The sequence below is a fragment of the Erythrobacter litoralis genome, assembly GCF_001719165.1.
GTDB lineage: Bacteria > Pseudomonadota > Alphaproteobacteria > Sphingomonadales > Sphingomonadaceae > Erythrobacter > Erythrobacter litoralis.
Genome location: NZ_CP017057.1, coordinates 1328433 through 1347548, shown reverse-complemented (window position 1 = coordinate 1347548; position 19116 = coordinate 1328433). Strand labels below are relative to the sequence as shown.

The 19116-nt window shown below is 65.7% G+C and carries 16 protein-coding genes and 1 tRNA gene; 11 read left to right on the top strand and 6 right to left on the bottom strand.

Annotation, left to right across the window (positions count from 1 at the left end; translation table 11 throughout):
- Positions 1–27: 27 nt before the first annotated feature.
- The 3 genes from Ga0102493_RS06370 to rsmD are packed head-to-tail and all read left to right on the top strand — an operon-like array spanning position 28 to position 2540.
- Positions 28–1200, top strand: a complete 1173-nt coding sequence (locus Ga0102493_RS06370) for an aromatic ring-hydroxylating oxygenase subunit alpha (protein WP_034904904.1) — start codon at positions 28–30, stop codon at positions 1198–1200.
- 18 nt (positions 1201–1218) lie between these two features.
- Complete coding sequence (locus Ga0102493_RS06365) at positions 1219–1995, top strand: pseudouridine synthase (RefSeq protein ID WP_034904905.1); 777 nt, start codon at positions 1219–1221, stop codon at positions 1993–1995.
- Positions 1992–2540 carry a 16S rRNA (guanine(966)-N(2))-methyltransferase RsmD gene (gene rsmD, locus Ga0102493_RS06360; RefSeq protein WP_034904906.1) on the top strand — a complete coding sequence of 183 codons (549 nt, stop codon included), beginning with the start codon at positions 1992–1994 and terminating at the stop codon, positions 2538–2540. The genes Ga0102493_RS06365 and rsmD overlap by 4 nt, the downstream gene beginning before the upstream one ends.
- Before the next feature lie 51 nt (positions 2541–2591).
- Here the strand turns inward: rsmD and Ga0102493_RS06355 are convergent, their stop codons facing one another.
- The gene (locus tag Ga0102493_RS06355) at positions 2592–2876 is read right to left on the bottom strand and encodes a hypothetical protein (RefSeq protein WP_034904910.1); all 285 of its coding nucleotides are present in this window, start codon (positions 2874–2876) and stop codon (positions 2592–2594) included.
- A 173-nt stretch (positions 2877–3049) separates the two neighbouring features.
- On the opposite strand from Ga0102493_RS06355, the gene Ga0102493_RS06350 reads away from it, so the two are divergent.
- On the top strand, positions 3050–5356 hold the full coding sequence (locus Ga0102493_RS06350) for an ATP-dependent helicase (protein ID WP_034904913.1): 2307 nt from the start codon (positions 3050–3052) through the stop codon (positions 5354–5356).
- A 19-nt stretch (positions 5357–5375) separates the two neighbouring features.
- Here Ga0102493_RS06350 and Ga0102493_RS06345 read toward each other — a convergent pair whose 3' ends face one another.
- From Ga0102493_RS06345 to Ga0102493_RS06330, 4 genes are all read right to left on the bottom strand, one after another.
- Positions 5376–5954 (bottom strand): fasciclin domain-containing protein, encoded by a 579-nt coding sequence (locus tag Ga0102493_RS06345; RefSeq protein ID WP_051698168.1) that lies wholly within the window; start codon positions 5952–5954, stop codon positions 5376–5378.
- A 10-nt stretch (positions 5955–5964) separates the two neighbouring features.
- Complete coding sequence (locus tag Ga0102493_RS16125) at positions 5965–6966, bottom strand: hypothetical protein (RefSeq protein ID WP_034905207.1); 1002 nt, start codon at positions 6964–6966, stop codon at positions 5965–5967.
- A gap of 244 nt (positions 6967–7210) precedes the next feature.
- On the bottom strand, positions 7211–8641 hold the full coding sequence (locus Ga0102493_RS06335; protein WP_034904914.1) for a DEAD/DEAH box helicase: 1431 nt from the start codon (positions 8639–8641) through the stop codon (positions 7211–7213).
- Positions 8642–8784: 143 nt separating this feature from the next.
- Entirely contained in the window at positions 8785–9423 is a 639-nt protein-coding gene (locus Ga0102493_RS06330; protein ID WP_236922311.1) for a hypothetical protein, read from the bottom strand.
- Positions 9424–9547: 124 nt separating this feature from the next.
- Here Ga0102493_RS06330 and Ga0102493_RS06325 point away from each other — a divergent pair, with 124 nt between their 5' ends.
- Entirely contained in the window at positions 9548–10996 is a 1449-nt protein-coding gene (locus Ga0102493_RS06325; RefSeq protein ID WP_034904915.1) for an FAD-binding oxidoreductase, read from the top strand.
- 188 nt (positions 10997–11184) lie between these two features.
- A complete protein-coding gene (locus Ga0102493_RS06320; RefSeq protein WP_034904916.1) occupies positions 11185–11982 on the top strand; it encodes a SapC family protein in 798 nt (265 codons plus the stop codon).
- A 282-nt stretch (positions 11983–12264) separates the two neighbouring features.
- Here the strand turns inward: Ga0102493_RS06320 and Ga0102493_RS06315 are convergent, their stop codons facing one another.
- The gene (locus tag Ga0102493_RS06315; protein ID WP_236922310.1) at positions 12265–13296 is read right to left on the bottom strand and encodes an N-formylglutamate amidohydrolase; all 1032 of its coding nucleotides are present in this window, start codon (positions 13294–13296) and stop codon (positions 12265–12267) included.
- A 158-nt stretch (positions 13297–13454) separates the two neighbouring features.
- On the opposite strand from Ga0102493_RS06315, the gene cpdR reads away from it, so the two are divergent.
- The 5 genes from cpdR (at position 13455) to Ga0102493_RS06290 (ending at position 19059) form a co-directional block, all read left to right on the top strand.
- Positions 13455–13859 carry a cell cycle two-component system response regulator CpdR gene (cpdR, locus tag Ga0102493_RS06310; protein WP_051698174.1) on the top strand — a complete coding sequence of 135 codons (405 nt, stop codon included), beginning with the start codon at positions 13455–13457 and terminating at the stop codon, positions 13857–13859.
- 98 nt (positions 13860–13957) lie between these two features.
- A tRNA-Val gene (locus Ga0102493_RS06305) sits at positions 13958–14032 on the top strand.
- Between the two features lie 225 nt (positions 14033–14257).
- The gene (locus Ga0102493_RS06300) at positions 14258–15478 is read left to right on the top strand and encodes an NADP-dependent isocitrate dehydrogenase (RefSeq protein ID WP_034904918.1); all 1221 of its coding nucleotides are present in this window, start codon (positions 14258–14260) and stop codon (positions 15476–15478) included.
- 106 nt (positions 15479–15584) lie between these two features.
- Positions 15585–17225: a bifunctional GNAT family N-acetyltransferase/carbon-nitrogen hydrolase family protein gene (locus Ga0102493_RS06295; RefSeq protein ID WP_034904921.1), complete on the top strand. Its 1641-nt coding sequence runs from the start codon at positions 15585–15587 to the stop codon at positions 17223–17225.
- Between the two features lie 34 nt (positions 17226–17259).
- Complete coding sequence (locus tag Ga0102493_RS06290) at positions 17260–19059, top strand: cation:proton antiporter domain-containing protein (RefSeq protein WP_034904922.1); 1800 nt, start codon at positions 17260–17262, stop codon at positions 19057–19059.
- The last annotated feature ends 57 nt before the right edge of the window (positions 19060–19116 follow it).

The following is a 19116-nucleotide window of genomic DNA, read 5'->3' as shown; positions in this document are numbered from 1 at the left end:
GCTGAGAGAGGAAATAGGAACGCCGCTATGAACACCGGCACAACCGCATCAACAGATTCGCCGCCGCGCAAACGGCCCACCGCAGGCCAGCTCGCGCTCGCCGAGGCGATCCGCCACGGAGAGGGCCGCGCGGCCGAAGGCATCGGCAAGGTCCCGGCGGCCAATTACACCAGCCCCGATCACTTCGCGCGGGAGAAAGCCGCGCTGTTCGACCGGATGCCGCAGGTGCTGTGCCCGTCCGCGCTGCTGCCCGATCCCGGCATGGCCGTGCCGCATGATGCGACCGGGCGCCCGCTTCTCATCACCCGCGACGCGGATGGCCGCGCGCACGTCTTCCTCAATGTCTGCCGCCACCGGGGCACGCGGCTGGTCGAGGGCAATGAGGCGGTCTGCGCGAAACGCCTCGTGTGCCCCTACCATGCCTGGACCTACCGGCTCGACGGGAAGCTCCTCGCCCTGCCGCGCCCGGAAACCTTCCCCGGCCTCGACAAGGGCGAATACGGTCTCGTCGAATTGCCCAGCGTCGAGGCGGGCGGGCTCGTCTGGTTCGCGCCGCAGCAAGGCGCGGATTTCTCCCACGCGCAAAAACTGGGCGAGGATTTCGCCGCTTTCGGAATGCCCGAGGCGTACCTGTTCCGCCGGAAAACGCACACGGTGAAGGGCAATTGGAAGCTCATCATGGATGCCTTCCTCGAAAGCTATCACGTCACCCGGCTCCACGCGAAGACGATCGGGCCGTTCTTCAAGGACGGGATCACCAGCGGCGATCTCGTCGGCCCGCACCAGCGTTCTGCGGTCGGGCGGCTGGAGGAGATGGAGGCGATCGACCTTACCGATATGGCGCAGCTTCGCCGGGTCGTGACCTTCGCCTACCAGCTGATGCCTGCGACGGTGATCGTGCCGAGCCCCGATTACGTGAACGTGATGGTGCTGATGCCGCAGGCCCACGATCTCACGCTGGTCGAGGATTTCATGCTCATCCCCGAGGCGCCCGCAACGGACAAGGCGCGCGACCACTGGGAAAGAAGCTGGGCGCTGCTCGATGGCGGGGTGTTCGCCGCGGAGGATTTCCGCGCAGCGGAGCTCGGCCAGCAGGGGCTCGCTTCGGGGGCGGTGCCGCATCTCACGCTCGGGACGCTCGAAGGCGGGATCGTGCGTTTCGACGAACTGGTGCGCGAGGCGTTGCGCAGCGCGAACTGAGCGCGTAACCCGCGCGCCATGCCGACCAAGCCCCCCCGCACCGAGGATCGCCCCGAAGGCGATCGCATCGCGAAGCTGCTCGCTCGCGCAGGCATAGCCAGCCGGCGCGAAGTCGAGCGCATGATCGCAGATGGGCGCGTGACGATCGATGGCAAGGCGGTCGAAAGTCCCGCGACCTTTCTCACCGGCCTGCGCGGCGTCGCCGTCGATGGAAAGCCCGTCGCCGCGCCCGAGCCCGCGCAGCTTTTCGCCTTTCACAAGCCGGTCGGCCTCATCACGGCAGAGCGCGATCCGAAGGGACGCTCGACGATCTACGATGCGCTCGTCAACGCGCTGCCCAAGGATGCGCCCCGGGTGATGCCGGTGGGAAGGCTCGACATCAACACCGAAGGGCTTCTGCTGCTCACCAATGACGGCGAACTGAAACGGCAGATGGAACTGCCTTCGTCCGGCATCCCGCGCACCTATCGCGCCCGCGCGTTCGGCGAAGTCAGCCAGGCGCAGCTCGACGATCTGATCGAGGGAGTGGAGATCGAAGGCGTGCGCTACGGGTCGATCAACGCCAATCTCGAACGCGGAAAGGGCCGCAACATCTGGGTTGAGATGACCATCACCGAAGGCAAGAACCGCGAGGTGCGCCGGGTGCTCGAATGGCTGGGCCTCAAGGTCAACCGGCTGATCCGCACCGCCTATGGTCCATTCGAACTGGGCGACCTGCCGCGCGGGGCCGCCGCACGCATCCGCAAGCAGGACCTGGGACGCTTCATGAGCACGCTGAAGCGGCCGGAAAAATGAGGATCATCGCGGGCGAATGGCGCGGGCGGCGGATCGAGGCGCCGCGCGGCGAGGCGACGCGCCCGACGGCGGACCGTACGCGCGAGACGCTGTTCAACATGCTCACCAGCCGCCTCGGCAGTTTCGAGGGGCTGAAGGTCGCCGACCTTTTCGCAGGATCGGGCGCGCTCGGCCTCGAGGCGTTGTCGCGCGGCGCCGCGCATTGCCTGTTCGTCGAACAGGACCGCGGCGCGCTCGATGCGATCCGCACCAACATCCGCAACCTCGATGCCGCCGCCCGCACGAGCGTCGAGGCGGGTTCGGTCATGGCGCTCAGGGCGGCGCGCGAACCGCTCGATCTCATCCTTCTCGACCCACCCTATGGGACTGGCGCCGGGAGCGTCGCGCTCGACCGGATGCTGCGGCTGGGTTGGATCGGCGAGGCAACCTGGATCGCTCTCGAAACCGGCAGGGCGGAGGACGTGGAGGTCAAGGGCCTCGACGTCGAGACCGAACGCCGGATCGGCAAGGGCAAGGGAAAGCTAACGCTTCTGACCCGCGCATGAAAAAGGGGCGGCAAGGCGCCGCCCCCTTTCGGTGTCGTTCGTCTGTCGGGATTATCCGCGGCGGTTTTCCGGGAAGTCCATCGCGGGATAGTCGCCCCAGTTGAGACCCGCAGCGCGCGGCTGGATGCAGGCATCCTGCGATTCGCGCATGCAGACTTCGTAGACCTTGCCCTCGACGCGGACCTTGGTGGCCTTGCCCTGCGCATTGCGCTCGACGATCTCGGGCGACTGCGCCTTCCAGTCGGCGCGGTCGTTCTTGTGATCATCGGCCATGGCGGGCGCGGAGATACCGACCGAAAGTGCGGCGGCGGCGGTGATGGCGAGAATATTCCTCATGATTTCAGGTCCTCCATTTCTTTCGTTCACACCGAATCAATGGAGGAACGGGGGACGAGGTTCCGAATTCACATGGTTCCACCGCCCGCCGCGTGTGACCAAGCAATGGTCGAAAACCAGCCGCGCCGGGTTGCGGCATGCGGCCGCGTTCCCTACCTGTTCACAGGGATAGCATGACCGAAAACAGCCCCCTCCCCGCCCCTTCGCAATCCGGCGTTCCGCCCTATGCGGCGCGATTGAATCCGCCGCAGCGCGAGGCGGTGCTGACGACCGAAGGCCCGGTGCTGATGCTGGCAGGGGCCGGCACGGGCAAGACCGCCGCTCTGACCGCGCGCCTCGCACATCTGGTCGCGACGCGCCGCGCCTACCCTTCCCAGATCCTTTGCGTGACCTTCACCAACAAGGCCGCCCGCGAGATGAGGGAGCGGGTCGGCGCGCTGCTGGGACAGGGCGCGGAAGGTATGCCCTGGCTGGGCACCTTCCATTCGATCTGCGCCAAGATGCTGCGCCGCCATGCCGAGCTGGTCGGGCTGCAGCACAACTACACGATCATCGACACCGACGATCAGATCCGCCTGTTGAAACAGCTCATCGCCGACAACGACCTTGATGAAAAACGCTGGCCTGCGCGGCAACTGGCCGGGCTGATCGACCGCTGGAAGAACCGCGGGCTCAACCCCGACGATCTCGATGCAGCCGAAAGCGAAGCCTATGCCAACGGGCGCGGACAGGCGCTCTACCGCGCCTATCAGGACCGGCTGAAGGCGCTGAACGCCTGCGATTTCGGCGATCTGATGCTGCACGTCCTCAACATCTTTCGCGCCCACCATGACGTGCTGGCCGAATACCAGCAGCGTTTCCGCTACATCCTCGTCGACGAATATCAGGATACCAACGCGGTCCAGTATCTCTGGCTCCGCCTGCTCGCGCAGGAGCGCAAGAACATCTGTGTCGTGGGCGACGACGACCAGTCGATCTATTCCTGGCGCGGGGCGGAAGTCGCCAACATCCTTCGTTTCGAGAAGGATTTCCCGGGCGCGCACGTGGTCAAGCTCGAACAGAATTACCGCTCCACCCCGCATATCCTCGGCGCGGCATCGGGCCTGATCCGGGCGAACAGTCAGCGCCACGACAAGACGCTGTGGACCGAGGCCAATGGCGGCGACAAGGTTCGCGTGATCGGCGTGTGGGACGCGCCCGAGGAAGCGCGCCGCGTGGGCGAGGAGATCGAGCGGCTGGAGGGCGAAGGCGCGAGCCTCGACGAGGTCGCGATCCTTGTCCGCGCGCAATACCAGACCCGCGAATTCGAGGACCGCTTCATCCAGATCGGGGTCAATTACCGGATCATCGGGGGTTTCCGCTTCTACGAACGCGCCGAAATCCGCGATGCGCTCGCTTACTTGCGCGTCATAGCCCAGCCGCAGGACGACCTCGCCTTCGAACGCATCTACAACCAGCCCAAGCGCGGATTGGGCGCGAAGACGCTGGAAAAGATGCACCAGCACGCGCGCCGCGTGGGCCTGCCGCTCGCCGCCGCCTCGCTGCAACTGGCCGACAGCGACGAATTGCCCAAGCGCGCGGCGAACACAATCGGCGGCCTGCTGCGCCAGTTTCTCGCGTGGCGGGAGGCGGCGGAACAGATGACCCCGGCCGACCTCCTTCGTCTCGTGCTCGAGGAATCGGGCTACAACGCGATGCTTTCCGCCGACCGCTCCGCCGAAAGCGCGGGGCGCGCGGAAAACCTCACCGAACTCGCCCGCGCGATGGAGGAATACGAGACGCTCGGCGATTTCCTCGAACACGTCTCCCTCGTCATGGACAACGATCGCGGAGACGAGGAGGAGACGGTCACGATCATGACGATCCACGCCGCCAAGGGGCTCGAATTCGACCATGTCTTCTGCGTCGGCTGGGAGGAAGGCGTCTTTCCTTCCCAGCGCGCGATCGACGAAGGGGGGCTCGCCAGCCTCGAGGAAGAGCGCCGCCTCGCCTATGTCGCGATCACCCGCGCGCGCAGGCGCTGCATGATCCTCCACGCCGCCAATCGCCGCATCTACGGCCAGTGGACGAGTTCGATCCCCTCGCGCTTCATCGAGGAATTGCCCGAGGACCATATCGAGCAGGAAACGACGCTGACCGGCGGGGCGAGCCTGTGGCGCGCGAACTGGAGCGAAAACGAGGACCCCTTCGCCCATGTCGCGCGAGACCGGCCCGACCGCGCGCAGGCCCGCGGCCCCGGCTGGCAGCGCGCCATCGCATCCGGCTACGAGACGAAGCAGCAGCGCATCCGCGAAAGCGGGCGTTCGGCGGCGAGCTTCGCCGGACAGGCGCGCAGCGACATCGCGATCGGCGCGATGGTCCACCACGACAAGTTCGGCACCGGCTGCGTGATCGACCAGGAAGGCAACAAGCTGACGATCAATTTCGAGGAAGCGGGCGAGAAGCGCGTGATCGACAGCTTCGTGACAGTGGTGGGCTAGGCCGAACCGCTTCGACCGGTCATGAACCGGGCAGTTGCGACGGATCGACGAGCACGGTGTCGATCGGGATCACCACGCCGTTGCCGGCGCGAATCGCGGTTCCTGCAAGCGTCGCCTCTCTGCCGCCGTCGGTAGCGACGACGAGACGGTCGTCCTTGCGGCTGAAGACGAGGACTTCTCCGGCGAAATTGGTCATGGTCGCCTCGCCGTCAGCATCAGGGAGCGCCTGTCCGATCGAGTCCGGATCGAGCGCGCCCGGAATGATGTGGCTGCGCAGGACAGCGGCCGCGATGGCGCCGTTTTCCTCGTTTTCGAAAACGTCATTGCCCGCGCTGCCAAGGGCGCCGAATGCCTCGTCCGTGGGGACCAGCACCGTGTAGCTCGCCGGACCTTCGAGGATCCCTGCAAGGCCCGTTCGCTCGAACGCATCGCGCGCCTTCGATAGCGAATTCTCCCCGGCGATGGCCTCGGCGAGCGTTCCCGCCTCTTTCATCACGGGCGTTTCGGATGCGGCGATGTCGCCCGCTTCCTCGTCGCAGGCGGCAAGCGTGAGGGCCAGAGCCGTCAGGAGGCCGGTCACGCCGGTCCGATTGTTCATGCGTATCCCCTCAGAGCGCGAGTTCGATAGCGGACGCCACCAGCGCGGTCTCCGGATCGATCTCGTAGATGTACCCGTCGGCATAGCGATAGCGCGCTTGGGGCGTGTCGTAATAGCGGTCGCGGTAGGCATAGGGAACGTTGTAGACATCGTAACCGCGGGGCATCGGACGCCCGATCCGGATATCGCTCCCGGTCAGCAGGGCTGCGACCGAAGTGATCGCGGCGGTTTCAGGCTCCACGCGATAGATGACGTTGTCGGCGTAGCGATAGCCGCGCGGATTGCCGAGCCGGTAATAGTCGGAATAATAGCGCGGCAGCGGCCGAGGCTCGTAGAACGACGGCCAGACATTGCCGATGCCCAGTGCCCCGCCGAGCAGCGGCAGGAAGCCGGCAAGGCCGTCGTCGCGGTAGCGCAGCAGATAGCCGTCATTGTAGAAATATCGCCCGCGCTCGGCCCCGAACAGGCCGAAGAAACCGGGATCGTAATTGCGAAAGCGCTGGCGCGCCTGTCCGGGGGGAAGGCAGCCATTGCGCTTCTTTGCAAGACCGGGGGGACACCCGCCGATGAGACGCGGACGAACGCCGAAGGTGTCCCTGAGGTCGCGCAGCGCGAAATTCAAGGCGTACTCGCCCCGCCCGTCGCCACTGCGATCGGTCCGGCGCGCACTGCCCCGCTGACCGCCGGGAGGCGGATTGCCGCCGCCGCGGCGCCCATCGAAAGCCTGCCCGGCATTGCCTCTGCCGCGGGCATCGTTCCCGCCTTCCTGCCGCGGGTTTCCACGGGGATCGCGCGCGCCTGCCTGCCCGGGAGGCCCGCCACGCTCCTTTCCCGCATTGCCTCGACCCGCGCTTGGCGGTCCGCCGCCACCCGGCTTGCCGCGATCCTTCTGCGCGGCGGCGGGCGGCCCGCCTGCGTTCTTGTCATTGCCCTTGCCCTGCGCAAGCAGAGGCGGCGCGGCGATCAGCGCTAGCAGCGCTGCGCCGGTTTGCAGGATTATCAGGCTCCGCATCTTCACGCTATCTCTCCTCGCTTGGCTCGAGCTTAGCAGAATGCGGGGATTGCGAAAGCGGTCCGCCTCGGCCGCTCAGGCACAGGCGATGAACGCGGACGGCAGGCTGGCGCGCGTTATCTCAACCCCCGATCCGGAACCACAAACAGGGGATGAAGGACTTGCGAGCCGATCCTGAAGGCAGTCCCCCGGTCGGGTCAGCGCGCTTGTCTTTTGTCGCTTTGAGCCTGCTAAGAGAAGGCCGTCAGCCCACGCCGACGTCGAGAAAGCTCGGCCTCGGGCCGTTCCATTCGCCCGGCGGGACCGGCTCGTCATCGTCGTCGCGGCGACGCGAGCGGGGCTTGCGCTCGGGTTTTTCGTCGGCGCGCTCCTTGCGCGGCGCACGCTCGCGCCTCGGCTTTTCGGCGGGGCTGTCGGCCTCGTCCCGGCGTCGGCGCGACTGGCGCTTTGGCTTTTCCTGGGCTTCGGGCTCGGAATCGTCCTCGCCCTTGCTGCTTTCCTTGTCGCTGCCCGCGCCCTTGCCTGCGTCGGAGCCGGGCTCGGCGAGGGGGACGCGCACGTCCTCCTTGCCAAAGACCTTGATCGCGCTGCCGGTCAGTTTCTCGACATTTTCGATCGCCTCGGCATCGTCTTCGGAAACGAAGGTGAAGGCGCGCCCCTTGGCCCCGGCGCGGCCGGTGCGACCGATGCGGTGGACGTAATCGTCCGGGTGCCAGGGCGTGTCGAAATTGAAGACGTGGGAGACGCCCTTGATGTCCAGCCCGCGGGCGGCGACGTCGGAGGCGACGAGGATGTTGACCTCGCCCTTCTTGAAGCGGTCGAGTTCCTTGATCCGGCTCGACTGATCCATGTCGCCGTGGATCTCGCTCGACCGGAAACCGTCGCGCTGCAACTGCTTGTTGAGTTCGCGCACCGTCGTCTTGCGGTTCGAGAAGATGATAGCGGTCTCGACCTGGTCGTTCTCGAGCAGCCAGCGCAGCGTGTCGCGCTTCTGGCGGGCCTTCACGGGAATCTTGAAGGCGGTGATGTTCTCGTTGGTGGATGCTGCCCGGCTCACCTCGATCCGCTTGGGATTCGACAGGAATTTCGCCGCCAGTTTCTCGATCGGCGGCGGCATGGTCGCCGAAAACAGCATGGTCTGGCGCGTCTCGGGAAGCTTGGAGCAGATGAACTCGATATCGGGGATGAAGCCCATGTCGAGCATCCGGTCGGCCTCGTCGATGACGAGCAGTTCGCACCCATTCAGCAGGATCTTGCCCCGTTCGAACAGGTCCATCAGGCGGCCCGGCGTCGCGATCAGCACGTCGACGCCTTCATCGAGGGTGCGCAGCTGGTCGCCCATCTGCACGCCGCCGATCAGCAGCGCCATCTTGAGGTCGTGATTGGCCCCGTATTTCTCGAAATTCTCGGCAACCTGGGCGGCCAGTTCGCGGGTCGGTTCGAGGATCAGGGAACGCGGCATCAACGCACGGCGGCGTCCGGAGGCCATGACATCGATCATGGGGAGCACGAAGCTCGCGGTCTTGCCGGTGCCGGTCTGGGCGATGCCGATGAGGTCGCGCATCATCAAGACGGCGGGAATGGCCTGGGCCTGAATCGGGGTCGGCTCGGAATAGCCGGCGTCCTCGACGGCCTTGAGCAATTCGGGGGAAAGGCCGAGATCGGCGAAAGTCATGCGTGTGGTAATGTCCGGGTAAAGGCAGGACTGCCCTGCCGCTTGCTGTATCCGGCAGGCGCAATGCGCTGCCAGCCGCGCGCGCCTTCGCCGAAACGGCTGCGAAAGTCAAGGAAACCCGCGCGCGGCGGGGCCGAAAGGCGCTATTCCTTCACCGCGACGAGCTGGCGCATGCGTTCGACATCGCACTTCACCCCGGTGCGGCTCTTGATCTTGTCGCGGCTGGCACAAAGATTCCCGTCCTCGTTCTTCTCCACATAGAAGCCCGAGTAGAAATCGCGCGCGCGGCAATTCTTCTCGAGATTGACGGTGACCATGCGCTTGTCGGTGAGGAACAGCAGCAAGCGGTTGCCCGAGCCCGTCTGGACGCCCGCGATCCGCTCGACGGGCAGGCACTTGTCCATCTTGCGCTCTTCGAAGCGGGTCTCGATCTCCTCGCGCGGGAGAGTGGCGAGCAATTGCTGGCGCGCGGTCGGGCGCTGCGGGCTGATGCGGATGACGACGCGCTGCTCGATCCGGACCTGGTGCGCGACCTGCCGTTCGCGGAAAGCCGAAAGCGGCGCTGCCGCCGGGAGCGGGGCCGGCGGGACGGCGCGCGCAGAGGCCTGTTCAGGCTCCTCGTGATCGGGGCCGCCGGGTGCGATCATGGCCGGCTCCCCGGCGAGGGCCTGCAAGGGCACGGCAAGCCCCTGCCCCAGGACAGGGACAAAAAGCGCAAGCGGCGCTGCATAGGCCAGCAGGCTTGGCATGAATGCGGTGAAGACCTCCTTTATCGCGGGCACGCCCCCGGTGCGATCACGCGAACATCTGCAAACTAGCCCGCGCGATTGAACCCCGGCTTAATCGCCCCTCTTCTCATGGCAAGCCACTGGTCACTTGGCGCCGAACTGTGGCATGGGGGCCACAATGACACTGACCGCTGAAAGAACCGCCGCCGAGACCTTTCTCGCCGAAGCCACCGAATTGCTGGGCGCCAAGGGCATCACCCAGGATCCCGATCTGATGGAGCCGTGGCTGACCGACTGGCGCGGGCGCTATACGGGCCGCGCGCTCGCCCTCGCCTCGCCCGGCTCAACCGAGGAGGTCGCCGGGCTGATGAAACTGTGCGCGCGCCACGGCGTGCCGATCGTGCCGCAGGGCGGGAATAGCGGCATGGTAGGCGGGGCGACCCCCGATGAAAGCGGGCGCGGCATCCTCCTTTCACTGCGGCGGATGGACAGGGTGCGCGACCTCGACACGGGCGCCGGCCAGGTCGTGTGCGAGGCGGGCGTGATCCTGCAATCGCTTCACGAGCTTGCCGATGAAAACGGCCTGCGTTTTCCCCTCACGCTGGGCGGCAAGGGATCGGCGACAGTGGGCGGGCTGATCTCTACCAATGCCGGGGGCACGCAGGTGCTGCGCCACGGGACGATGCGCGCGCAGGTGCTGGGGATCGAGGCGGTGCTCGCGGACGGATCGGTCTATGACGGGCTGACCGCGCTGAAAAAGGACAATCGGGGGTTCGACTTGAAGCAATTGCTGATCGGTTCGGAAGGCACGCTCGGCATCGTCACCGCCGCAACGCTGCGCCTTCTCCCCGCACCGACGGCGCGGGTGACGGTATGGGCCGGGCTTTCGGGCATCGTCGAAGCACGCACCCTGCTCAGGGCGATGGAGCGAGCGATGGGCGACACGCTCGAAGGGTTCGAGGTCGTGCCCGCCCATTGCCTCGACAGCGTGGTCGCTCACCTGCCCGATGCCCGCCCGCCGCTTTCGCAGCGGCACGAATGGAACGCGCTCATTGAATTCGTCGCCTCCGGAATGGACGAGGGACGCCTGCGCGAACGGGCCGAGAGGGCTCTTGCCGAGGCGATGGAAGACGGCCTGTTCGACGATGCCGCGATCGCGGCGAACGAGACCCAGGCGGAAGACTTGTGGACCCTGCGCGAATCGATCTCCGCTGCCGAGCGCGCGCGCGGCCCGGCGATGCAGCACGACATTTCGGTGCCGGTCGAGAAGATGCCCGAATTCATCCTCGCCGCGATCCCCGCGATCGAAGGGGAGTTTCCCGGTACGCGCGGCATTGCATTCGGCCATCTGGGCGATGGCAATGTCCATTTCCACATCCTCGCCCCGGCGGGGGCGGTACCGGGCGAATGGGAGGAGGACGAAGGCAGGCGCGTGAGCGGCCGGGTCTATGACCTCGTGACCGATTGGGGCGGCTCGATCAGCGCCGAACACGGCATCGGGCAGGTCAAGATCGGCGAACTTGCCCGGCTCGGCGATCCCGTGGCGCTGGCGATGATGCGCAGCGTGAAGCGGGCGCTCGATCCCGACGGCCTGCTCAATCCCGGCAAGCTCGTGCCCGGAGCCTGAGCGGGGGGGCCTGAGCGGGGGGGGCGTTCTGTCGCCCGTGCGATGACCCGTGCCGGATGTGGGCGGCAGGCGGCTTGCGCCTCCAAGCACAAGCGCCTAAAGCGCGCCGCGACCGGCGGAAGGGGGCTGGCCATGGGGCCAACCGTTCGCTGCGAACAGACACAGAACCAGTCTTCGGAGACATATTCATGGCCAGCGCGCCGCAGCAGCCGCAACTTCCGCTGTTCTACAAGGACCTCCTGCCGCTCAACAGCCGCGACCACGCCGACTGGAAGGTGAGCCCGTTCGGCACCGCCGCCCATGTCGCGCAGACCCACGCGATCCCGCTCACGGTCGACGAATTCATCGACGCGCAGCGCAATTACCCGATCGTCTTCACCGCCGGCGACAATCCGCTGCCGATCGCGCTCATGGGCCTCAACGAAGGGGTCAACACCTTTGTCGGCGACGATGAGAAGATCATCGCGGGCGTCTATGTCCCGGCCTATATTCGCCGCTACCCCTTCATTCTCGCCAAGATGCGGCCCGACAGCGACGAGATGTCGCTGTGCTTCGATCCGACCGCGGGCGTGATCGGCAAGCAGGACGCCGGCAACGAGGGGGGCCAGGCCCTGTTCGACAGCGAGGGTAAGCCGACCGACTACACAAGCCAGGTGCTCGATTTCTGCTCCAAGTTCGAAGAATCGGGCCAGCGCACGCGCGCCTTCCTCGAGGAGCTGAAGAAGCTCGACATCCTGATGGACGGCGAAGTCGCGATCACCCGCGGCGACAATCCCGACAAGCCCTTCGTCTATCGCGGCTTCCGCATGGTGGACGAGAAGAAGCTGCGCGAATTGCCGACCGAAACGCTCGAAGCGCTCAACAAGAACGGCCTCTTGATGCTGATCCACGCGCACCTGTTCTCGATGAACCTCATGCGCATGATCTTCGAACGCCAGATCGCGCAGGGCAAGATGCCGCAAGCCCAGGCGGCCCCCGTCAACTGACCTCCGACAGGATCGCGCAAGCGACTGCGAAACGGCGGGAAACAGCCGTTCCGGACCCATTTCGAGGCGGGCGGGGCTTGAAGTCCCGCCCGCCTTTTACCATGTCAGATAAAGGCGGTGTTTCCCCTCATCTACCGCCTGGAGCCGCGCCTCAGAGCGCGCTCCCCCCTGAACCTGGTCCACCTCGTGCATCCCCCCTCTTGCACGGGGTGGCGCTTTTTGATCGGGGGCAGCTTCCTTCTCGAAGAACCTGGCTTGTCGAATTACCTGACGCGCGGCGACTCATTCGGCGGCCTGCGCGAAATCGCCTCCTGATGCGAGCCTTGCCGTCTCCGCGCCCAGTTCGCGGACCAGCGACGCGATCATCCTAGCGACAGGGACAAGGCCCGGCGAAGGCTCGGCCAGATCGACATCGAGATAGGCCGAACGGCAGATCTCGACCTGGATCGCATGCAGCCCGCGAGCGGGAGCGGCGTGTCGGTCGAGCACGTAGCCCCCGGCATAGGGCCGGTTGTGCGCGCTGGCGCAACCTTCCGCATCGAGATGACGGAAGGCGCGGCCGATGAGCCGCGCATCGCACGAAGCGCCGAACCGGTCGCCGAGGACATAATGCGGCGCGCGGCTCTCCCCGGCCTGAAGGCGCAGGGGCGGCATCGAGTGGAGATCGATCAGCAGTGCTGCGCCCCATTGCGCGCGCACCCGGCGCAGTTCGCGTTCGAGCAATTCGTGATAGGGCCGATGGATACGCTCGATCCGGCCCTCGATCTCGCCCATTGCGAGCGGTCGCTTCCAGATCTCGCCGAAGCCCGGGAGTCGGCGCGGAACCAGACCGAGCCCGCTGCGGGCGCGGCGGTTGGAGCGCCCCTGCCCTTCGACCCTCGCTGCCCCTTCGCCCTGACAATCGGCCTGACGATCGCTTAGGCGCCCGCCTTCGACCATGCCCCAGTCGACATCGTCTTCCGCGCGGTTGAGATCGAGCAGCGCGCGCGGCGCATGGGCGATCAGGAGCGCCGCCCCGGTGGTGCGCGCGACCTCCTCTGCGACGAGATCGACCAGCCGGTCCTCGAGCCGCAATTGCGACAGCCGCACATCGCGCATCGCCGCCAGCGTCTCGGCCGGATAGACCCGGCCCGCATGCGGCACGGCGACGATCACGGGAAGCGGCATCACCCCCGGCGCGCGATAGGTGAAGGCCGGCCCGCATACCGGATCGCCGACCGCGCCGCCCTGCAGCGTCACTCCGCCGCGCGGGCTGCCCGGGGTCGCACCGTCGCCCGGCGCATCGCTGTCATCGGAGGGGTCGCGCATGATCATGGGGGCTGCCTTGCTGAACGCATTGCGCGCGCGTGTCAAAGCGTAGCTTCGCGTGAAGCGCAGGCGCAGTTGAGGTTCGCGATCCGACCCGTTCCAAAGCTGGTCACGGGAGAAGGCCAGACAAGATTTCTTAAGCGCCACGTGTTACGCATGCGTGCATGACAGCAGACCATTCCCCCAAGAGCGATTCCCCCCGCATCCTCCTTGCTGAAGACGAGGAGGCGATGCGCACCTATCTGGCCCGCGCGCTGACCAATGCCGGCTACGAAGTGCGCGCGGTCGATCGAGGCACCGAAGCCATCCCGCTGCTCGAAAGCGAGCGCTTCGACCTGCTGCTTTCCGATATCGTGATGCCGGAAATGGACGGGATAGAGCTCGCCCAGTGCTGCGCCGAGATTTCGCCGCACACACGGGTCATGTTCATCACCGGCTTTGCCGCAGTAAGCCTGCGCGCGAGCCGCGAGCAGCCCGAGGCAAAGGTGCTTTCCAAGCCGTTCCACCTGCGCGACCTCGTGCTGGAGGTAGAGCGCGTTTTCGAGGAACAGGCCGAAGCAAGCCTCTAGCCGCTTCGAATCGCTTGCAAGCGCGCGCGGGCCGCGCTAATGGGCCGCTCCGCCTTCGGACCGGCTCGGTCACGAAGGACGCTCCGGCAGATGGGTTCGGGCGTATAGCTCAGTGGTAGAGCACTGTGTTGACATCGCAGGGGTCGGAAGTTCAACTCTTCCTACGCCCACCATCGCCGACCGGCCGCTTTCGCGTAGAAACGATGCCGGATGGAAAGCCCGCCGCAAGGCGGGTTTTTTGTGTCCGGCGCGCAGTTGCGAACCCCCTCGCCGCCCGGCTTGCACAGCCGCTTTGCTCTGCTAAAGCCTGCGCCAGGGATTACACCAGACATTGAAACGCGGCGCGCATACCCCCGTTCGCGGCGCCGCAGGACACCTCAAGGAAGGCGGGACACTCCATGCAGAAAATTCAGGTCAAGAACCCGGTCGTCGAACTCGATGGCGACGAAATGACGCGGATCATCTGGCAATGGATCCGCGAGCGGCTGATCCTGCCCTATCTCGATATCGACCTGAAATATTACGACCTCTCGATCGAGAAGCGCGACGAGACCGACGACCAGATCACGGTAGATGCCGCGAACGCCATCAAGGAATACGGCGTCGGCGTGAAATGCGCGACGATCACGCCGGACGAAGCGCGGGTCGAGGAATTCAGCCTCAAGAAGATGTGGCGCAGCCCCAATGGCACGATCCGCAACATCCTGGGCGGCGTCGTCTTCCGCGAACCGATCGTGATCGACAACGTGCCGCGGCTCGTGCCGGGCTGGACCGACCCGATCGTGGTCGGCCGTCACGCTTTCGGCGACCAGTACCGCGCGACCGACACGCTGATCCCCGGTCCCGGCAAGCTGCGCCTCGTATTCGAGGGCACCGACGGCGAAAAGATCGACCTGGAAGTGTTCGAGTTCGAAAGCTCGGGCGTCGCGATGGCGATGTACAATCTCGACGATTCGATCCGCGCCTTCGCCCGTGCCTCGATGAATTACGGCCTCGACCGCAAGTGGCCGGTCTATCTCTCGACCAAGAACACGATCATGAAAGCCTATGACGGGCGCTTCAAGGACCTGTTCGAGGAGATCTACGAGAACGAGTTCAAGGACAGGTTCGAAGCCGCCGGCATCCATTACGAACACCGCCTGATCGACGACATGGTGGCCTCCGCCCTCAAATGGTCGGGCAAGTTCGTCTGGGCGTGCAAGAACTATGACGGCGACGTTCAGTCCGATACCGTCGCGCAGGGCTTTGGCTCGCTGGGCCTGATGACGAGCGTTCTGATGACCCCGGATGGCAAGACCGTGGAGGCAGAAGCCGCGCACGGCACCGTTACCCGCCATTTCCGCCAGCACCAGCAGGGCAAGGCGACTTCGACCAACCCGATCGCCTCGATCTTCGCCTGGACCCGCGGCCTGATGTATCGCGGCAAGTTCGACGAGACGCCCGACGTGGTGCGCTTTGCCGAGACGCTGGAAAAGGTCTGCATCCGCACGGTCGAAAGCGGCTCGATGACCAAGGACCTCGCGCTGCTGATCGGCCCGGGCCAGAACTGGCTGACGACCGAACAGTTCTTCGAGGCGATCGTCGACAATCTCGAGAAGGAAATGGCCAACTGGGCCTGATCCGCATCGCAGGGCACTGGAACAGCCGCGCCCATGCGGCGTAGGTCAAGGGCGGTCCCGTTTCTTCGCGGGGCCGCCTTTTGCAATTCGTGAGGAGGGGCGTTTCATGGCATCCACCAGCAGCAAGGCACGGCTCGAAATCAGGCAGGCCAAGCTCAAGGACGTTCGCGCGATCGGCGATCTCGTCCGGCGCGCCTATGCCGAACTGCCCGCCTACACGCAGGGCGAGATCCGCGGGCAGATCAACAACTACCCCGAAGGCTGCTTCGTCGCCAAGCTCGACGGCAAGCTGGTCGGCTATTGCGCGACCATGCGGCTGGACGAGGATGTCGCACTGTCCGATCACAGCTGGGACGAGGTGACCGGCAACGGCTTCGGCGCGCGGCACGATCCCACCGGCGACTGGCTCTATGGCTATGAGATGTGCGTCGATCCCAAGGTGCGCGGAACCCGGCTCGGCCGCAGGCTGTACGAAGAGCGCCGCGCGCTGGCCGAACGGCTCGATCTGAAGGGCATCGTTTTCGGCGGGCGCATGCCGGGCCTTGCCCGGGCGATGCGGCGCAAGAACAACCGCGCCGAAGGGCCGGAGGACTACCTCCAGAAAGTGATCGACACCAAGATCCACGATCCCGTCCTGCGGTTTCAGCTGGCGAACGGTTTCGAGCCGCATGGCATCCTCGAAAACTACCTGCCCGAGGACAAGGCGTCGCGCGCCTACGCCGTGCGCATGATCTGGCGCAACCCCTATGTCGATGTCGATTCCCCGCCAAAACACCGCATGCCGCGCAATGTCGAAGGGGTGCGCATCGCGACCTGCCAGCTCCAGGCGCGTGCGGTCGCCGATTTTGACGAATTCATGCGCCAGATCGAATATTTCGTCGATGTCGCGGCGGATTACGAAAGCGATTTCATCGTCTTTCCGGAAATGTTCACGCTGATGCTGCTTTCCGCGGAAGGCCGCGAGCAGAGCCCACTGGAAGCGATCGAGACGCTGAGCGAATTCACGCCCAAGATCCGCGCCGCGCTGTCCGAAATGGCGCTTTCCTACAACATCAACATCATCGGCGGATCGCATCCCACCCGCATGCCCGACGGCGACATACATAATGTCGCGATCGTCTGCCTGCGCGACGGATCGGTCCATTCGCAGGAGAAGATCCACCCGACACCGAACGAGGCATACTGGTGGAACATCAAGGGCGGCGATTCGATCGACGCCATCCCGACCGATTGCGGGCCGATCGGCGTGCTCATCTGCTACGACAGCGAATTCCCCGAACTCGCCCGCCGGCTGGTCGATGAAGGGGCGCGGATCATCTTCGTACCGTTCTGCACCGATTCGCGGCAGGGATACATGAGGGTGCGCTATTGCGCACAGGCCCGCGCGATCGAGAACCAGTGCTATGTCGTCCTTTCGGGCAATGTCGGCAATCTGCCCAATGTCGCCAACATGGACATCCAGTACGCCCAGTCCTGCATCCTCACCCCTTGCGATTTCCCCTTCGCGCGCGACGGGATCGCGGCGGAGGCTTCCGAGAACGTCGAGACGCTGACGATCAGCGACGTGAACCTTGCCGACCTCAGCTGGGCACGGGCCGAGGGCACGGTCCAGAATCTCGCCGACCGCCGTTTCGACCTCTACCGCATCGAATGGGACAAGCGCGTGGGCAACATCACCGATCCCTTCGGCGAGGACCACGACAGTTCGATCTCCCGGCCTCTCGGCCCGCCCCATGGCGGCGGTTGATGACTTGCTGAGCGGGGCGCGCTAAGTCTCACGCATGGCAGGCGAATTGACCCTTTCCCCGGTGATGTCGGACGCCCTGGTGATCCTGGGCTCGGCCGGCATCGTCATCCCGGTCTTCGCCCGCTTTCGCGTCACGCCGATCATCGGCTTCATCCTGATCGGCGTTCTCGTCGGCCCCTATGGGCTGGGGATGCTGGTCGAGGACGTTCCCTGGCTCAGTCACATAACCATATCCGATTCAGAGCGATTGGCCCCCTTTGCGGATTTCGGCATCATCCTGCTGCTGTTCGCGATCGGGCTGGAGCTGAGCTTCAACCGCCTGTGGCAATTGCGAAAACTGGTGTTCGGGCTCGGCAGCCTCGAACTGCTCATCATCGGCAGTTTTTCCGCGCTGTTCTTCGGCTATGCGAGCGACATGGAGACGACCGCGGCGCTCGCGCTCGGTTTTGCGCTGGCTTTCTCCTCGACCGCGATCGTGCTGCCGATTTCGGGCACGAGTTCGCCGGTCGGGCGCGCGGCGCTTTCGATGCTGCTGTTCGAGGACATCATGATCGTGCCGATCATCTTCATCCTCGGCGCGCTCGCCCCCAACGCGGAAGGCGGCTGGGGCGCGATTACGGACACGCTCTGGCAGGGCGCGGTGGTGATCGCGATCCTGCTGGTGCTGGGCCGCGTCGCCCTCCCCCGCCTGTTCAGCCAGGCCGCGCGGACGAAAAGTCCGGAACTGTTCCTCGCCGCCTCGCTGCTGGTCGTGATCGGCGCGAGCCTCGCCACCGCCGCGGTCGGCCTGTCGCCCATCGTCGGCTCACTGATCGCAGGGCTGCTGATCGCCGAGACCGAATATCACGGCGAGGTCGAAAGCATCATGGAACCGTTCAAGGGCCTCGCTCTGGGCGTGTTCCTCATCACCATCGGAATGAGCATCGACCTGATGGCGATCTGGAGCGATCTCGGGACGATCATGGCAGCGGTGGTCGGCGTGCTTGTCTTCAAGGCGATCGTGACCGGCACGCTTCTCAGGCTGATGGGCGCGCGGCGCAGCACCGCGACAGAGACCGGCGTGCTGATGGCCTCCCCCAGCGAGACGACACTGATCGTCCTTGCCGCCGCGACCAGCGCGCTGGTGATCGATCCCGAAACCGCGCAGTTCTGGCAGATCGTCACCGCCATCGGTCTTACGGTGACACCGCTTCTCGCCAAGCTTGGCCGGGTCATCGCCCGCCGTGTCGACGGGGTACCCGAAGTGCTCGACGGAGACGGCGAGGATGAACCGCGCACGATCATCATCGGCGGCGGGCGCGTGGGGCGGCTCATCGCGGACATGATGACGCGGCACGAACAGGCCTATGTCATGCTCGATTCGGACCCCGACCTTATCTCGCGCGCACGGCGCGAAGGTTACCGTGCGGTGTTCGGAGATGCGGGGCGCGGCGATGCGCTCTCGCGGCTCGGGGTCGAAAGCGCGCCCGCAGTGGTTCTGACCATGGACGAACCGGTCCTCGCCCAGCGCCTCGTCGCCAAGCTGCGCGGCGAATATCCCGACCTCCTGATCGTCGCCCGCGCGCGCGACAGCGAGCACGCCGCCGCGCTCTACCGGGCGGGGGCGAGCCATGCGGTGCCGGAAAATCTCGAAAGCTCGCTCCAGCTGTCCGAGGCCGTGCTGGTCGATATCGGTGTCGCGATGGGCCCGGTCATCGCCTCGATCCATGACAAGCGCGACGAATATCGCGAACGGATCGAACGCGAAGGCGGCCTTGCGCACAAGCCCGCCCTGCGCACGACGCCGAGCAGCAAGCCCGCCGCCGCCCGCGACGCGCAGGGTGCCACCACCTGACCGTTCCTCTCGTGCAACTCACGGATTTTCCGGAGCTTTCACCTTCCCTCATGCATT

Bases quoted from the DNA above. Each gene is read 5' to 3' on its own strand.
- Ga0102493_RS06370 (WP_034904904.1), top strand. From the start codon at position 28: ATGAACACCGGCACAACCGCATCAACAGATTCGCCGCCGCGCAAACGG.
- Ga0102493_RS06365 (WP_034904905.1), top strand. From the start codon at position 1,219: ATGCCGACCAAGCCCCCCCGCACCGAGGATCGCCCCGAAGGCGATCGC.
- rsmD (WP_034904906.1), top strand. From the start codon at position 1,992: ATGAGGATCATCGCGGGCGAATGGCGCGGGCGGCGGATCGAGGCGCCG.
- Ga0102493_RS06355 (WP_034904910.1), bottom strand. From the start codon at position 2,876: ATGAGGAATATTCTCGCCATCACCGCCGCCGCCGCACTTTCGGTCGGT.
- Ga0102493_RS06350 (WP_034904913.1), top strand. From the start codon at position 3,050: ATGACCGAAAACAGCCCCCTCCCCGCCCCTTCGCAATCCGGCGTTCCG.
- Ga0102493_RS06345 (WP_051698168.1), bottom strand. From the start codon at position 5,954: ATGAACAATCGGACCGGCGTGACCGGCCTCCTGACGGCTCTGGCCCTC.
- Ga0102493_RS16125 (WP_034905207.1), bottom strand. From the start codon at position 6,966: ATGCGGAGCCTGATAATCCTGCAAACCGGCGCAGCGCTGCTAGCGCTG.
- Ga0102493_RS06335 (WP_034904914.1), bottom strand. From the start codon at position 8,641: ATGACTTTCGCCGATCTCGGCCTTTCCCCCGAATTGCTCAAGGCCGTC.
- Ga0102493_RS06325 (WP_034904915.1), top strand. From the start codon at position 9,548: ATGACACTGACCGCTGAAAGAACCGCCGCCGAGACCTTTCTCGCCGAA.
- Ga0102493_RS06320 (WP_034904916.1), top strand. From the start codon at position 11,185: ATGGCCAGCGCGCCGCAGCAGCCGCAACTTCCGCTGTTCTACAAGGAC.
- Ga0102493_RS06315 (WP_236922310.1), bottom strand. From the start codon at position 13,296: ATGATCATGCGCGACCCCTCCGATGACAGCGATGCGCCGGGCGACGGT.
- cpdR (WP_051698174.1), top strand. From the start codon at position 13,455: ATGACAGCAGACCATTCCCCCAAGAGCGATTCCCCCCGCATCCTCCTT.
- Ga0102493_RS06300 (WP_034904918.1), top strand. From the start codon at position 14,258: ATGCAGAAAATTCAGGTCAAGAACCCGGTCGTCGAACTCGATGGCGAC.
- Ga0102493_RS06295 (WP_034904921.1), top strand. From the start codon at position 15,585: ATGGCATCCACCAGCAGCAAGGCACGGCTCGAAATCAGGCAGGCCAAG.
- Ga0102493_RS06290 (WP_034904922.1), top strand. From the start codon at position 17,260: ATGGCAGGCGAATTGACCCTTTCCCCGGTGATGTCGGACGCCCTGGTG.